The sequence below is a fragment of the Geodermatophilus amargosae genome, assembly GCF_041028265.1.
Lineage (GTDB): Bacteria > Actinomycetota > Actinomycetes > Mycobacteriales > Geodermatophilaceae > Geodermatophilus > Geodermatophilus amargosae_A.
Genome location: NZ_JABGCW010000003.1, coordinates 79,533 through 93,583, shown reverse-complemented (window position 1 = coordinate 93,583; position 14,051 = coordinate 79,533). Strand labels below are relative to the sequence as shown.

General features: G+C 74.6%; 14 protein-coding genes. 13 read left to right on the top strand and 1 reads right to left on the bottom strand.

Translation table 11 applies throughout. The annotated features are described in order from the left end of the window. Positions 1-77: 77 nt before the first annotated feature. The 3 genes from HLV61_RS03835 to HLV61_RS03825 all read left to right on the top strand — a co-directional run bounded on the left by HLV61_RS03835 (position 78) and on the right by HLV61_RS03825 (position 2,913). Complete coding sequence (locus HLV61_RS03835) at positions 78-1,034, top strand: TerD family protein (protein ID WP_369253063.1); 957 nt, start codon at positions 78-80, stop codon at positions 1,032-1,034. A 176-nt stretch (positions 1,035-1,210) separates the two neighbouring features. Then, a complete protein-coding gene (locus tag HLV61_RS03830; protein WP_369253062.1) occupies positions 1,211-2,152 on the top strand; it encodes an NAD(P)H-binding protein in 942 nt (313 codons plus the stop codon). Then, positions 2,149-2,913: a CPBP family intramembrane glutamic endopeptidase gene (locus HLV61_RS03825; RefSeq protein ID WP_369253061.1), complete on the top strand. Its 765-nt coding sequence runs from the start codon at positions 2,149-2,151 to the stop codon at positions 2,911-2,913. Before HLV61_RS03830 ends, HLV61_RS03825 begins: the two co-directional genes overlap by 4 nt. Positions 2,914-2,935: 22 nt before the next feature. Here HLV61_RS03825 and HLV61_RS03820 read toward each other — a convergent pair whose 3' ends face one another. Further along, a complete protein-coding gene (locus tag HLV61_RS03820) occupies positions 2,936-3,610 on the bottom strand; it encodes an MBL fold metallo-hydrolase (protein ID WP_369253060.1) in 675 nt (224 codons plus the stop codon). A 46-nt stretch (positions 3,611-3,656) separates the two neighbouring features. Between HLV61_RS03820 and HLV61_RS03815 the strand changes: the two genes are divergently transcribed. From HLV61_RS03815 to HLV61_RS03770, 10 genes are all read left to right on the top strand, one after another. Further along, positions 3,657-5,087, top strand: a complete 1,431-nt coding sequence (locus tag HLV61_RS03815) for an amidase (protein WP_369253059.1) — start codon at positions 3,657-3,659, stop codon at positions 5,085-5,087. Between the two features lie 139 nt (positions 5,088-5,226). After that, positions 5,227-8,124, top strand: a complete 2,898-nt coding sequence (uvrA, locus tag HLV61_RS03810) for an excinuclease ABC subunit UvrA (protein WP_369253058.1) — start codon at positions 5,227-5,229, stop codon at positions 8,122-8,124. Positions 8,125-8,138: 14 nt separating this feature from the next. Beyond that, positions 8,139-8,939 (top strand): MBL fold metallo-hydrolase, encoded by an 801-nt coding sequence (locus tag HLV61_RS03805; RefSeq protein WP_369253057.1) that lies wholly within the window; start codon positions 8,139-8,141, stop codon positions 8,937-8,939. A 263-nt stretch (positions 8,940-9,202) separates the two neighbouring features. Beyond that, entirely contained in the window at positions 9,203-9,382 is a 180-nt protein-coding gene (locus tag HLV61_RS03800; RefSeq protein WP_369253056.1) for a hypothetical protein, read from the top strand. Positions 9,383-9,540: 158 nt separating this feature from the next. Continuing rightward, positions 9,541-9,960 carry a helix-turn-helix domain-containing protein gene (locus HLV61_RS03795; RefSeq protein WP_369253055.1) on the top strand — a complete coding sequence of 140 codons (420 nt, stop codon included), beginning with the start codon at positions 9,541-9,543 and terminating at the stop codon, positions 9,958-9,960. A gap of 10 nt (positions 9,961-9,970) precedes the next feature. Beyond that, positions 9,971-10,390, top strand: a complete 420-nt coding sequence (locus tag HLV61_RS03790) for a VOC family protein (protein WP_369253054.1) — start codon at positions 9,971-9,973, stop codon at positions 10,388-10,390. 99 nt (positions 10,391-10,489) lie between these two features. Continuing rightward, positions 10,490-11,485, top strand: a complete 996-nt coding sequence (locus HLV61_RS03785; RefSeq protein WP_369253053.1) for a Bug family tripartite tricarboxylate transporter substrate binding protein — start codon at positions 10,490-10,492, stop codon at positions 11,483-11,485. Then, positions 11,482-12,069, top strand: a complete 588-nt coding sequence (locus tag HLV61_RS03780; RefSeq protein WP_369253052.1) for a tripartite tricarboxylate transporter TctB family protein — start codon at positions 11,482-11,484, stop codon at positions 12,067-12,069. The genes HLV61_RS03785 and HLV61_RS03780 overlap by 4 nt, the downstream gene beginning before the upstream one ends. Beyond that, on the top strand, positions 12,069-13,637 hold the full coding sequence (locus tag HLV61_RS03775) for a tripartite tricarboxylate transporter permease (protein ID WP_369253051.1): 1,569 nt from the start codon (positions 12,069-12,071) through the stop codon (positions 13,635-13,637). The genes HLV61_RS03780 and HLV61_RS03775 overlap by 1 nt, the downstream gene beginning before the upstream one ends. After that, positions 13,634-14,047 carry a universal stress protein gene (locus HLV61_RS03770; RefSeq protein ID WP_369253050.1) on the top strand — a complete coding sequence of 138 codons (414 nt, stop codon included), beginning with the start codon at positions 13,634-13,636 and terminating at the stop codon, positions 14,045-14,047. The genes HLV61_RS03775 and HLV61_RS03770 overlap by 4 nt, the downstream gene beginning before the upstream one ends. The last annotated feature ends 4 nt before the right edge of the window (positions 14,048-14,051 follow it).

Genomic DNA, 14,051 nt, shown 5'->3' with positions numbered 1-14,051 from the left:
CCCCTAGTCTCGACGGGACGTGTCCGCCGCTCAGAGCGCAGGTCTGCCCCCGTGGGTGACCTGCGGGGAGGCCCTCCTTGGTCGACTACACGAAGCGCCCGAAGTCCCCGCCGCCGCAGCCGGAGACCCCTCCGGCGCCGCCGTACCAGCCGCCGCCGGCGCAGCCCCCGCCGCCGACGCAGCCGTACGGGCAGCCGCCGTACCCGCCGCCCGGGCAGTACCCCCCGCCGGGGCAGCACCCGCCGCCCTACCCGCCGCCGGGTCAGCCGTACGGGCAGCCGCCGTACCCGCCGCCGGGCCAGCCGTACGGGCAGCCGCCCCAGCCGCCGCAGGACCCCTACGGGCAGCAGCAGTACGGGCAGCAGGCTCCGCCGCCTCCCCAGCAGGGTGGCGTGGACCTGGGCAAGGTGTCGCTGACCAAGGCGTCCCCGTCGGTCTCGCTGACCAAGACGGCCGGCACCACCGGCGTCCTGCGGGTCAACCTCAACTGGAACTCGAGGCCGGGCGGCGGCGGGGGCGGCGGCTTCCTCAAGCGGCTCGCCTCGGCCGCCGGCTCCGGTGCGATCGACCTGGACCTCGGCTGTCTCTACGAGTACGCCGACGGCTCGAAGGGCGTCATCCAGGCCCTCGGCAACGCCTTCCGCGGCCAGCACACGCTGGGCGACGGGCAGTCGATCGTGTGGCTGGACGGTGACGACCGGTCGGGTGCCAACAGCGGCGGCGAGAACCTGATGGTCGACCTGCAGCACACCGCGCTGATCCGCCGGATCCTCGTGTTCGCGCTCATCTACGAGGGCGTGCCGAACTGGGGCCAGGCCGACGCCGTCGTCACGATGTTCCCGGCGAACGGGCCGCAGATCGAGGTGCGCCTCGACGAGCACGACCCCCGCGCCCGGATCTGCGCGATCGCGATGATCGAGAACCAGGGCGGCCAGCTCGTCGTCAACCGCGAGGTGCGCTACGTGCACGGCGGCCAGGACGTCCTGGACCGCCAGTACGGCTGGGGCATGGACTGGACGCCCGGCCGCAAGTGACGCGCTGAGCGGGTCCGCTCCCCGAGCGGTCCCCGTCCTCCGGGGGTCCTGCAGGACCCCCGGAGGACGGACAGCACCCCAGGCGGCCGGGACGGCAGCGGGCGTCGCGGCCGCGGACCATCCCCGCCGCGCGGGCGGGCGGGGTTCCGGTCGGCACGCCCGGGTACCCGGTGGTCGTGCAACTCCTCCTCACCGGCGCGTCCGGGTTCGTGGGCGGCCGGCTCGCGCCGGCCCTGGTGAAGGCGGGTCACGACGTGCGCGCCATGACCCGGCGGCCGGACCACTACGGCGGCGCCGGCACGCCGGTGGCCGGCGACGTCACGGACGAGGCGTCGCTGCGGCAGGCGATGCGCGGCTGCGACGCCGCCTACTACCTCGTGCACTCCCTCGGCGACGCCGACTTCCAGCACAAGGACGCCGAGGCGGCGCGGACCTTCGCCCGCGCCGCTGCCGACGCCGGCGTCGAGCGGATCGTCTACCTCGGCGGCCTGGGGCGCGACGGCGACGACCTCTCCCGGCACCTGCGCAGCCGCCGCGAGGTGGAGCGGCTGCTCGCCTCCACCGGCGTCCCGGTCACGACCCTGCGCGCGGGCATCGTCGTCGGGCACGGCGGCGTCTCCTGGGAGATGACCCGCCAGCTCGTGGCGCACCTGCCCGCGATGGTCACCCCGCGGTGGGTGCACACCCGCACGCAGCCGATCGCCGTCGCCGACGTCGTCCGCTACCTGGTGGGCGTCCTCGAGGCGCCCGACGCCGCAGGCCGGGTGTTCCAGGTCGGCGGCCCCGAGGTGCTCACCTACCTCCAGATGCTCAGCCGGGTCGCCGACATCCAGGGCAGGCACCTGTTCGTCGTCCCCGTGCCGCTGCTGACCCCGAGCCTGTCCTCGCGCTGGCTCGCACTGGTCACCGACGTCGACCTGACCACCGGCCGTTCGCTGGTCGACTCGATGATCAACGAGGTCGTCGTCACCGACGACGCGATCCGCACGGTCGTGCCCTTCGAGCCGATGGACTACGACGAGATGGTGCTGGTGGCGCTGGGCGAGCGGGCGGCCGACCGCCGGCGCGCGGCCCGCGTCCGTCGCGCCGGCCTGCTCGCCCGCGGCGCCCGCTCGTGAGCCGACGGCGCGGCGGACTGCTGGCGCGAGCGGCCGACCGGCTGCCGGCCTGGCTGGTCGAGCCGGTCCCGCGCGACCACCGCGAGACCGACGCGGCCTTCCGGCGTCGCCGGAGGGTGACCGCGGGAGTGGCGCTGGGGGGTGCCGGGCTGCTCGGGGTCTCGCTGTCGACGAAGCCCGGCTCACCGAGCTTCTACGGCCTCACGTTGGCCGTGGCCGGCACCTGGGTCACCGGCGGCCTGGCCTCGGGTCCGCTGCACCTGGGCTGGATGCTCACCCCCGACCACCAACTGCGCCGCCCCGTGGTGACGCCGGTGCTCACCGGGGTCGGCGCCTTCGGCGCCTTCTACGGCGCGGCCCTGGTGGCCCGCCGGATCCCCGTCCTCGACCGGTCCATCACCCGGGTCATGCGCTATGCGCACCAGGGCTCGACCCCCCTGGTGGCGACGACGGCACTGGCCAACGGCGTGGCCGAGGAGGTCTTCTTCCGCGGCGCGCTGTACGCCGCCATCGGCGCCGACCGCCCGGTGCTCACCTCGACCGCGGTCTACGGCCTGGCCACCGCGGCAACCCGCAACCCGGCCCTGCTGCTCGCCTCCGTGGCCATGGGCGCGCTCTTCGGGGTGCAGCGGCGGGTCACCGGCGGCATCCAGGCCCCGGTGCTCACCCACGTCACCTGGTCGGCGCTGATGCTGCGCTTCCTGCCGTCGCTGTTCGACGACCGCCCCGACGTGCACGACCCGCGCCCCGCGGCCGCCTGAGGCCCTGAGCCCGGCCGGCCCGTCACCAGCCCCGGGCGCGCCACTCCCCGAGGTGCGGGCGCTCGGCCCCGAGCGTCGTGTCCTTCCCGTGGCCGGGGTAGACCCACGTGTCGTCCGGCAGGACGGCGAACAGCCGCTGCTCGACGTCGTCGATGAGGCTGGCGAACCGATCCGGGTCCTGCTGGGTGTTGCCCACGCCGCCGGGGAAGAGGCTGTCGCCGGTGAACACGTGGGTGCCGGCGTCGCCGTCCCCGCGCCAGACGAGCGCGATGCTGCCCGGCGTGTGCCCGCGCAGGTGCACCACCTCGAGCTCCTGCTCGCCGACGGCGACCGTGTCGCCGTGCGCCACCGTCCGGTCCACCGGGACGGGCAGGTCGCCGGCGTCGGCAGCGTGCGCCACCGTCTGCGCCCCGGTGGCCGCGACGACGTCGGGCAGCGCGCGGTGGTGGTCCCAGTGCCCGTGCGTGGTGACGACGGTGCGCAGGTCGGCGCCGCCGATCAGGCGGTGCAGCGTCTCGGGCTCCGCGGCGGCGTCGACCAGCAGTGCCTGCCCGGTGGCGGTGCAGCGCAGCAGGTAGGCGTTGTTGGCCATCTCGCTGACCGCGACCTTGCTGATGGTCAGGCCGGGCAGCTCCCGCACGTCGGCCGGGCCGCCCACCTCGACCTCGCCGCTGTAGACGTCGCCGCTGGGGCTCATCGGGCCTCCGTTCGGAACTGTCGGCGACCGCGGATACGGTCGCGGCATGGACGCTAGCGGAGCTCCGGGCGGCGCCCGGCTCGTCGGCCTGCCCGCTTCCGTCATCGCCGCGGGGGTGCGCTCCGGGGAGCTGTCCGCCGTCGACGTGGTGCGCGCACACCTGGCCCACCTCGCCGAGGTCGAGCCCCGCATCGGCGCCTTCCGCGTGGTCCGCACCGAGGCGGCGCTCGCCGAGGCGGCCGCGGTCGACGCCGACCCCCGGCGGGGCACCCTGCCGCTGGCCGGCGTCCCGGTCGCGGTGAAGGACAACGTCGCGGTGGCCGGTGAGGTGGCCACCGACGGCTGCGCCGCGTCCGGCGCGGGCCCGGCGGACGCCGACCACGAGGTCGTCGCCCGGCTGCGCGCCGCGGGCGCCGTCGTCGTCGGGATCACCCGCGTCCCCGAGCTGTGCCTCTACGCCGCCACCGACGGCCCGGGGACGGTCACCCGCAACCCCTGGGACACCGCCCGCTCGCCGGCCGGGAGCTCCGGGGGCAGCGCCGCCGCGGTCGCCGCGGGCGTGGTCCCGCTGGCGCACGGCAACGACGGCATGGGCTCGCTGCGGCTGCCGGCGGCGGCGTGCGGCCTGGTCACGCTCAAGCCCGGCCGCGGCGTGCTGCCCGGCGGCATCGGCGCCGACGACTGGTCGGGCATGGCGGTCAACGGCGTCCTGGCCACCACGGTCGACGACGTCGCGCTGGGCACGGCCGTGCTGGCGGGGGCGACCTCGGCGCTCGACTGGTCGGGGCCGTCGGACCCGGGGCGGCCGCTGCGGATCGCCGTCGCCCGGCGCTCGCCGGTGCCGGGTGCCGGGCCCGACGGTCCGGCGCGGTCGGCGGTCGAGCGGACGGTCCGGATGCTGCGCGGCGCCGGGCACGTCGTCGTCGAGCGCGAGCCGGTCGTCCCGCCCGGAGCCGCGCTGGGCGCCATCGCCCGCTGGCTGGCCGGCGCGGAGGACGACGCCGCGTCCCTGGGCGTCGACCGGGCCGCGCTGCAGCCGCGCAGCCGCACGCACGCGCGGCTGGGCCGGCTCGCGCGCCGGGCCGGGCTGGTCCGGCCGGCGACGGCCGAGCGGTTCCGCGAGCGGACGGCGGCCTTCTTCGCCGAGAACGACCTCGACGTGCTGCTCACGCCGATCACCAACGGTCCGCCCCTGCCCGCGCGGCCGTGGCACGAGCGCGGGTTCCTGGCCAACGTCACGGCCAACGCGCGCTGGGCGCCGTGGGCCTCGCCGTGGAACCTGGCCGGGGTCCCGGCGGTCGTGCTGCCTGCGGGGACGCGTCCCGAGGGGCACCCGCTGGCGGTCCAGCTGGTCGGCCCCCCGGGGAGCGAGACGCGACTACTCTGGCTGGCCGGAGAGCTGGAACGCCGTGCGCCCTGGCGCCGTCACGCGCCGGTCTTCGACCCCGCCGGAGCGCCGTCCCCGGCTCCCGCCTGAGCACCCGCACCAGGCGGCAACGTCGCCGTCGTCACGGATTGCGCGCGGGCCGTGACGGCGTTGGCCGTATCGACATCTCGACACCACCACCGTGGGCCCCGGCACGACCGGCCGGCCCGGCTGACCGACAGGGATCACATTGGACCGTCTCGTCGTCCGCGGCGCCCGTGAGCACAACCTCAAGGACGTCCACCTCGACCTGCCCCGCGACGCCCTGATCGTCTTCACCGGGCTGTCCGGATCGGGCAAGTCCAGCCTGGCCTTCGACACCATCTTCGCCGAGGGTCAGCGGCGCTACGTCGAGTCGCTGTCGGCCTACGCCCGCCAGTTCCTCGGGCAGATGGACAAGCCCGACGTCGACTTCATCGAGGGCCTCTCGCCCGCGGTGTCGATCGACCAGAAGTCGACCAACCGCAACCCGCGCTCGACGGTCGGCACGATCACCGAGGTCTACGACTACCTCCGGCTGCTCTACGCCCGCGCCGGCCAGCCGCACTGCCCCAACTGCGGCAAGCCGATCGCCCGGCAGACCCCGCAGCAGATCGTCGACCAGGTGCTGTCGATGGAGGAGGGCACCCGGTTCCAGGTGCTCGCCCCGGTCGTGCGGGCGCGCAAGGGCGAGTACGCCGACCTGTTCAGCTCGCTGCAGACCCAGGGCTTCTCCCGCGTCCGGGTCGACGGCACGGTGCACCCGCTCACCGAGCCGCCCAAGCTCAAGAAGCAGGAGAAGCACACGATCGAGGTCATCGTCGACCGGCTGACGGTGAAGGAGAGCGCCAAGCGCCGCCTCACCGACTCCGTCGAGACCGCGCTCGGCCTCGCCGGCGGCCTCGTCGTCCTCGACTTCGTCGACCTGCCCGAGGGCGACCCCGAGCGCGAGCGGACCTTCTCCGAGCACCTCGCCTGCGTCGACGACGGCCTGTCGTTCGAGGCGCTCGAGCCGCGCAGCTTCTCGTTCAACTCGCCGTTCGGCGCCTGCCCCGAGTGCACCGGCATCGGCACCCGCAAGGAGGTCGACCCCGACCTCGTCGTGCCCGACCCGGAGAAGAGCCTGGCCGACGGCGCGATCGCCCCGTGGGCCGGCTCGATGAGCAACGAGTACTTCCAGCGGCTGCTGTCCGGCCTGGCCGACCAGCTCGGCTTCTCCATGTCCACCGCGTGGGAGAAGCTCCCGGCGAAGGTGCAGAAGGCCGTCCTGCACGGCTCGCCGGACCAGGTGCACGTCCGCTACAAGAACCGCTACGGCCGCGAGCGCAGCTACTACGCCGCCTTCGAGGGCGTGCTGCCCTTCCTCGAGCGCCGCCACGAGGACACCGACAGCGAGTACATGCGGGACAAGTACGAGGGCTACATGCGCGACGTGCCGTGTCCCGTGTGCCACGGCACCCGGCTCAAGCCGGAGATCCTCGCGGTCAAGCTCAACGACCGCTCGATCGCCGAGGTGACCGGCCTGTCGATCGGCGAGGCCGCCGAGTGGCTGGGCGCGCTGGAGCTGGGGGAGCGCGAGCGGGCGATCGCCGACCGCGTGCTCAAGGAGATCCAGGCCCGGCTGTCCTTCCTGGTCGACGTCGGCCTGGACTACCTGTCCCTCGACCGGCCGGCGGCGACGCTGGCCGGTGGCGAGGCGCAGCGCATCCGGTTGGCCACCCAGATCGGATCGGGGCTGGTCGGCGTCCTGTACGTCCTCGACGAGCCCTCGATCGGACTGCACCAGCGGGACAACACCCGGCTGATCGAGACGCTGGTCCGGCTGCGCGACATGGGCAACACCCTCATCGTCGTGGAGCACGACGAGGACACGATCAAGACCGCCGACTGGGTGGTGGACATCGGTCCCGGCGCCGGCGAGCACGGCGGCGAGGTGATCGTCAGCGGCACCGTCGCGGACCTGCTGGCCAGCGAGCGGTCGCTCACCGGGCAGTACCTGTCCGGCCGGATGGAGATCACCGTGCCGAAGGTGCGGCGGCAGCCCCAGCCCGGCCGCGAGCTGGTGGTCAAGGGCGCCCGGGAGCACAACCTCAAGGGCGTCGACGTGACGTTCCCGCTCGGGTGCCTGGTCGGCGTCACCGGCGTCTCGGGGTCCGGCAAGTCCAGCCTGGTCAACGACATCCTCTACACGGTCCTGGCCAACCAGCTGAACCGGGCACGGATGGTCCCCGGGCGGCACCGCACGGTCACCGGGCTCGAGCACCTGGACAAGGTCGTGCACGTCGACCAGTCGCCGATCGGACGGACCCCGCGGTCCAACCCGGCCACCTACACCGGCGTCTGGGACCAGGTCCGCAAGCTGTTCGCGCAGACGTCGGAGGCGAAGATCCGCGGCTACCAGCCGGGGCGGTTCTCCTTCAACGTCAAGGGCGGGCGCTGCGAGGCGTGCTCCGGCGACGGCACGCTGAAGATCGAGATGAACTTCCTGCCGGACGTCTACGTCCCGTGCGAGGTGTGCAAGGGCGCCCGGTTCAACCGGGAGACCCTCGAGGTGCACTACAAGGGCAAGACGGTCGCCGAGGTCCTCGACATGCCGATCGAGGAGGCCGCGGACTTCTTCGCCGCCATCCCCGGCATCGCCCGGTACCTGCGCACGCTCACCGACGTCGGCCTGGGCTACGTGCGGCTCGGCCAGCCGGCGACGACGCTGTCCGGTGGTGAGGCGCAGCGGGTGAAGCTGGCCAGCGAGCTGCAGAAGCGGTCCAACGGCCGCAGCGCGTACGTCCTCGACGAGCCGACCACCGGCTTGCACTTCGAGGACATCCGCAAGCTGCTGATGGTGCTGCAGGGCCTGGTCGACAAGGGCAACTCGGTGATCGTCATCGAACACAACCTGGACGTCATCAAGAGCGCCGACTGGCTGATCGACATGGGGCCCGAGGGCGGGTTCCGGGGCGGCACGGTCGTGGCCGAGGGACCGCCGGAGTTCGTGGCGTCGGTGCCGGAGTCGCACACCGGCCGGTACCTGGTGCCGCTGCTCGACCCCGCCGCGGTCGAGGCGGCGGCCGCCGGGCCGAAGAAGCGGGCGACGCGCAAGCGCGCCAGCTGACCGGAGCAGGACGGATGCGCGTCGGGGAGGTCCGGGTCGACGCGGTCGCGGACGGCACGTTCGTCGCCCGCCGGAGCCACTTCGGCGAGGCGGTGCCCGCCGGCGCGCATCCGGAGGTCTTCGACCGGGACGCCGCGTGGTTGCCGATCGGCTGCTTCGTCGTCCGCACCGGCGATCGCGTCGTGCTGGTCGACGCCGGGCCGGGACCGGAGGCGCAGTCCCTGCCGGACGGCATGCTCCTCGCCGGCGGGCAGCTGCCCACCGGCCTGCGGGCGCTCGGGGTGCGGCCGGACGACGTGACCGACGGCGTGTGCACCCACCTGCACCCCGACCACGTGGGGTGGCTGTTCGGCCCGGACGGCGAGCCGGTGTCCCCCGGCGCCACGGTCTGGTTCGGCGCCGCCGACGGGGCGCACTCCGGAGACGGGCCGGGGGAGATGGCCGCGCACGTCCGCACCGGCTTCCGGCGGTGGGCGGGCACGCCCCGGCTGCGGCCACTCACCCGGGGACGCCGCCGTCGCGCCCGGGGTCGAGGCCGTGCTGACGCCCGGGCACACGCCCGGCTCCCTGACCGTGTCGGTGACCTCGGCCGGCGAGCGCCTGCTGCTGCTCGGCGACGCGATCACCTGCCCCGTCCAGCTCGCCGAGCCGGGCTGGCGGTCCCTCGCGGACGTCGACCCGGGTCTGGCCGACCGCACCCGCGCGCGGCTGTGGCGGGCGCTGGGCGAGGAGGGGACGCGGGCGTCGGCGCCCACTTCCCCCAGCTCGCCCGCGGCCGCGTCACCGGCTCACGGCTCTGGCGGTCCGACGACTGACCGCCCGTGCCTGCACCGCACCCGGCGGACCGGACGACGACCCGGCCGGCGGGCACCGGAGGCGGAGCGGTCAGCACGTCGTCCACGCACTCGGTCACCCGTTGGAGCGGTCCGGCGCGCGAGCGGGTGACCTGCGGAGACGGTCCGGCCGATTGGGGAAAGGTGATCCAGGGCACGGTGGTCACGTGACTCCCGATCGAACAGCCGGCGCGGTCGGTCTCCGGCTCCTCTGCGGCCGACCGCGGTCCCGCTGGCCCCGCCGCATGCACCCGGACGCCGCTGCCGACGCACTGCACGCCGTCGAGGTGCACCGCAACGCCGAGGAACTGATGGGCGAGCCCGAGGTCGCCCTGTGCGGCGTCATCGTCGCCGTCCTCGACGACCCGTGGCCGGAGACGGACACCACCGGCGTGTGCCCGAGGTGCCGCGACCTCGCGACCTGAGGTCCCACCTCGGGCACCCGGCCGGTGCGATGCTGGCCCCGGCCAGGAGGAGGGTGCATGGGACCGGGGACGACGGTCGCGCCGGCGGCCGCGGGGCTCGCGGTGCCCGCGGTCCTGCCGCGGCGGTGAGCCGGGCCGGCGAGGACTCGAACCGTCGCATGCTGCGGGCGCGGGACGAGATGGACCGCTCCTACGCCGAGCCGCTCGACGTCCCGGCCCTGGCGCGCGTCGCGCACGTCTCCCCGGCGCACTTCATCCGCACCTTCAAACAGACCTTCGGCGAGACGCCGCACCGGTACCTGCAGCGGCGCCGGGTCGAGCGGGCGATGCTCCTGCTCCGCAGCACCGACCGGACCGTCACCGACATCTGCATGGCCGTCGGCTTCTCCAGCCTCGGCACGTTCAGCCGGGTGTTCGCCGACGTCGTGGGGGAGCCGCCGAGCGTCTACCGGCGGCGCGGTCCGCTCGCGCCGGTGCCGAGCTGCTTCGGGATGCGGTGGCTGCGGCCCAGCGAGAAGACGCGGCCCAGCGAGAAGACAGCAGTTCCGGAGAAGTCCGGCGACGGCGCCCACCCCTAGCGTCGTCGGCATGTTGACCTCCATCTCGATCACCTCCCTCTACGTGCTGGACCAGGACCAGGCGCTGGACTTCTACGTCGGCAAGCTGGGCTTCGAGGTCCAGACCGACCAGCAGTTCGGGCCGATGCGCTTCCTGACCGTCGCCCTCCCCAGCGACCCCGGCCACGCGGTGCTGCTCGAGCGGCCCGCCCCGCCGTCCGTGGGCCCCGAGGTCGCCGACCAGGTGCGCGACCTCGTCACCAAGGGCGCCGGCGGCGGGCACCTCTTCCTCACCACCGACGACGCGCACAAGACCCACGCGGAGCTCGCGGAGAAGGGCGTCGACCTGCCCGAGGAGCCGGTCGTGCAGCCCTACGGCATCGACTTCGGCCTCCGCGACCCCTTCGGCAACTCCGTCCGCATCGCCCAGATGACCCCGCCGCCGGCCTGACCGCCGGCCCGGCCGGCCGGCGCCCCACCGCGGTTGAGCCGGCGGCGGCGCGGGTCTAGCGTCCGGTGTGACCACCGTCACGGTCGAGGGGAGCCGTCCGTGCCGCTCGACCGGAGACGGTTCCTCGCCGGGGCGCTCGCCGCGCCGGTGCTGGCGACGGCGGCGGGGGTGCTGGCCGGGTGCGCCGGGACGGTGGTGCAGCCCGGCGACCTGTCCCGGCTGCGGCTCATGGCGCCGGCCAGCCCCGGCGGCGGCTGGGACACCACCGCCCGCGTCTTCCAGCGCGTCGTCCAGACCAGCGGCCTGGCCCGCAACGTGCAGGTGTTCAACGTCGAGGGCGCCGGCGGCACCATCGGCCTCGGCCAGCTCGCCCGGGAGACCGACGACGCGCTGCTCATGATGATGGGCCTGGTCATGGTGGGTGCCGTCGACACCAACGACTCCACGACCCGGCTCAGCGACGTCACCCCGATCGCCCGGCTGATCGGCGAGACCGAGCTCATCGTCGCGCCGGCCGACGCGCCGTACTCCGACATCCAGGGCTTCGTCGACGTCTGGGCGGCCGACCCGGCGGGCACCCCGATCGCCGGGGGCTCGGCCGGGGGCACCGACCAGATCCTCGCGGGGCTGCTGGCCCAGGCCGCCGGCATCGATCCCGGGCAGGTGAACTACATCGCCTACTCCGGCGGCGGCGAGTCGCTCGCGGCCCTGCTCGGCAACCAGGTGGCCGCCGGGATCTCCGGCACCGCCGACTACGGCGAGCAGGTCCGCACCGGCGACCTGGTCGGCCTGGCCGTGTCGACGGCGGAGCGCTCGGGCCAGGTGCCCGACGTGCCGACCCTGGTCGAGTCCGGGTTCGACGTCGAGGTCTCCAACTGGCGCGGGCTCATGGCCCGGCCGGGCATGTCCGACCAGGCGCGCGAGGACCTCACGGCGCTCGTCGTCGACGTCCACGACAGCGACGAGTGGACCGAGGCGCTGGAGGCCAACGGCTGGGACGACCTGCTGCTGGCCGGCGAGGAGTACGCGCGCTTCTTGGTCGAGGAGGAGCAGCGGGTGCTGGCGATCCTGCGCGAGATCGGGCTGGTGCAGTGAGCGGCGGGTCGCCCGATCCCGACGTCTCCACCCGGGACGCCACCGGCTCGCACGCCGCGGCCGGCGGGCGCCCGCCCGCACCGCCGCGCACCGGCGTCAGCCGCGGCGAGCTGGCGATGGTCGTCCTGCTCGGTGCGCTGGGCCTCTACCTGCTGCTCGACGCCGCCAACATCGCCATCCCGGGCTCGTCGAACACCATCGGCCCCCGCTTCTTCCCCTACCTCATCGGCGGCGTCGTGCTGGCCACCGCGCTGGCGCTCGGCTTCCGCGTGCTCAAGGGCGACCGCGGGCCCTCCGACGAGAGCGAGGACGTCGACCCCGACGCCCCGACGTCGTGGACCGCGGTCGGGATCATCGCCGTCGCGTTCCTCGGTCACGCGGTGCTCATCAACGTCGTCGGCTGGCCGCTGGCGGTGACGCTGATGTTCGCGCTGGTCGCCTGGGCCCTCGGCGCCCGCGGGGTCGTGCGGCCGCTGCTGGCCGGCGGCGTGCTGTCGGTCGTCGTGTGGATCGTGTTCGTCAAGGGCCTCGGCATCGCGCTGCCCGGTGGGACGCTCCTCGAGCTCGCGACGGGCTGGTTCTGATGGGCGCCCTGGCCGACCTCCTCGGCGGATTCGCCGAGGCGCTCACCCCGGTCAACCTGCTCTTCGCGCTGCTCGGCGTGCTGCTCGGCACCGCCGTCGGCGTGCTGCCCGGCATCGGCCCGGCGATGACCGTCGCGCTGCTCCTGCCGGTCACCTACACCCTCGAGCCGACGGCGGCGTTCATCATGTTCGCCGGCATCTACTACGGCGGCATGTACGGCGGGTCGACGACGTCGATCCTGCTCAACACCCCCGGCGAGTCCAGCTCGATCATGACCGCGCTCGAGGGCAACAAGATGGCCAAGGCCGGCCGCGGCGCCGCCGCGCTGGCCACCGCGGCGATCGGCTCCTTCGTCGCCGGCACCATCGCCACACTGCTGCTCGCGCTGGTCGCGCCGACCGTGGTCGACCTGGTCGTCGGCATCACGCCGGCCGACTACTTCGCCCTCGCCGTCCTGGCGTTCGTCGCGGTGGCCACGGTGCTCGGGTCCTCGCCGCTGCGCGGGCTGGCCTCCCTCGGCGTCGGCCTGTACCTCGGGCTGGTCGGCACCGACGTGCTCACCGGGCAGGAGCGGTTCACCCTGGGCATCCCGCAACTGTCCGACGGCATCGACGTCGTCGTGGTGGCCGTGGGGCTGTTCGCGGTGGGGGAGGCGCTCTACGTGGCCTCCCGGCTGCGGCGGGGGCCGGTGCAGGTGCTGGCGGCGTCGGGGCCGTGGTTCACCCGGCGGGACCTGCGCCGCTCCGTGGGCCCGTGGCTGCGCGGGACGGCGCTGGGCTTCCCGCTCGGCGCGCTGCCGGCCGGGGGTGCGGAGATCCCGACGTTCCTGTCCTACGCGGCCGAGCGGAAGCTCACCAAGCACCCGGAGGAGTTCGGCCGCGGCGCCATCGAGGGCGTCGCCGGCCCGGAGGCGGCCAACAACGCCGCGGCCGCCGGGGTGCTCGTGCCGCTGCTCACCCTGGGCCTGCCCACCTCGGCCACCGCGGCGATCATCCTGGTCGCGTTCCAGGGGTACGGGATCCAGCCCGGCCCGACGCTGCTGTCCACCGAGTCGACGCTGGTCTGGACGCTGATCGCCTCGCTGCTCATCGGCAACCTCATGCTGCTGGTGCTCAACCTGCCGCTGGCACGGGTGTGGGTGCAGCTGCTGCGGGTGCCGCGGCCCTACCTCTACGCCGGGATCCTGCTGTTCGCCTCGCTCGGCTGCTACGCGGTCAACGCCGACCCGCTCGACCTCCTCCTGCTGCTCGTCATCGGCCTGCTCGGCTTCGCGATGCGCCGCTACGGCTGGCCGGTGGCGCCGGCGGTCATCGGGCTGATCCTCGGCCCGGTGGCCGAGACCAACCTCCGGCGCGCGTTGGCGATCAGCAGCGGCGACCTCGGCGTGCTGTTCGACACCTGGTTCAGCCGCGTCGTGCTCGGGCTGGCGCTGCTCGCCCTGGTGCTGCCCGTGGTGCTCCGGGCGGTGCGCGGGCGGCGGGCGACGCCGGAGGAGCTGCAGGCGGGGGAGCCGTTGCGGCACCGGGAGACCGTCGGTGCCCCGCCCGGGGAGGAGGACGAGCGGTGAGCCGGCAGCCGGTGGTCGTCGTCGGGCACGTGCCCACCCCGCGCGGGCGCGCGGCGCTCGAGCACGGCGTGGCCGAGGCGCACCGCCGCGGCGCCCGGCTGGTGGTGGTCAACAGCAGCCGGGGCGACGCGCTGGTCGACGAGGAGTACCTGCAGGGCGACCCGTTGCGCCGGCTGGAGGACGAGCTCACCGTCTCCGGCGTGCCCTTCGAGCTGCGCCGGCCCGTGGGCCGCGACGTCGCCGAGGAGCTCGCCGACGCCGTGTCCGAGACCGGCGCCGACCTGCTCGTCATCGGCCTGCGCCGGCGGTCGGCCGTCGGGAAGCTGCTGATGGGCAGCGCCGCCCAGCGGATCCTGCTGACCGTCGAGTGCCCGATCCTCACGGTGAAGGGGCCGCCCGGTCCCCCTTGAGTCC